The organism is Alcanivorax sp. HI0083 (assembly GCF_001635175.1).
This window is the reverse complement of the sequence record NZ_LWFX01000048.1, coordinates 1-955: the sequence shown is the minus strand read 5'-3', so window position 1 is coordinate 955 and position 955 is coordinate 1. Positions and strand designations below refer to the sequence as shown.

The 955-nt window shown below is 60.3% G+C and carries 1 protein-coding gene; it reads right to left on the bottom strand.

Annotation, left to right across the window (positions count from 1 at the left end):
- Positions 1–955: beta-ketoacyl-ACP synthase II (gene fabF, locus A3754_RS00515; RefSeq protein WP_063518556.1), on the bottom strand; the 955-nt coding region annotated here is incomplete at both ends.

The following is a 955-nucleotide window of genomic DNA, read 5'->3' as shown; positions in this document are numbered from 1 at the left end:
CGCCGCACCCAGCAGGTGCCCGATCATGGATTTGGTGGAGCTGACCGCCAGATTATGGGCATGGTCGCCAAACAGAGTTTTCACTGCCATGGCTTCCGCCACATCCCCCATTTGCGTGGAGGTGCCGTGGGCATTGATGTAATCCACCTGGGTCGGCTCGACACCGGCATTGCGAAGCGCATTGCGCATGGCCCGCATGGCGCCGTCGCCACCTTCCGCCGGGGAGGTGATATGGTAGGCATCATCACTCATGCCAAACCCTGCCAGCTCCGCATAAATCGTGGCGCCACGGGCCTTGGCGTGCTCGTACTCTTCCAGCACCACCGCGCCGGCACCATCGGCCAGCACGAAGCCATCCCGATCCTTGTCCCAGGGGCGACTGGCGGCTTGCGGGTCATCGTTGCGAGTGGATAGTGCGCGGGCGGCGGCGAAACCGCCCAGCCCCAGCGGCGAAGAGCCTTTCTCGGCACCGCCGGCAACCATCACGTCCGCTTGCCCCAGCACAATCTGCTGAGCAGCAAAGCCAATATTATGGGTGCCAGTGGTGCATGCCGTTACCGTGGCAAAGTTGGGACCTTTCATGCCGTACATGATCGCCAGATTGCCCGCGATCATATTGATAATCGTGCCCGGAACAAAGAACGGTGACAGCTTGCGGGGGCCGGAATCGAGCAGCTTGCGGTGGTTATCTTCGATATTGGTGAGGCCACCGATACCGGAGCCGATCGCCGCCCCTACACGCTCGGCATCTTCCTTTTCCATATCCAGGCCCGCATCGCGTACGGCCTGGATAGCTGCTACCAGCCCGTACTGAACAAAGACGTCCATTTTGCGAGCGTCTTTGGGAGACAGGTACTCGGAAATATCAAAGTCAGGCACCAGGCCAGCGAAACGGGTAGCAAAGGGCTCCGTATCAAAGTGCTCGATATTGCGAATGCCACTCTTGCCCGCCTTG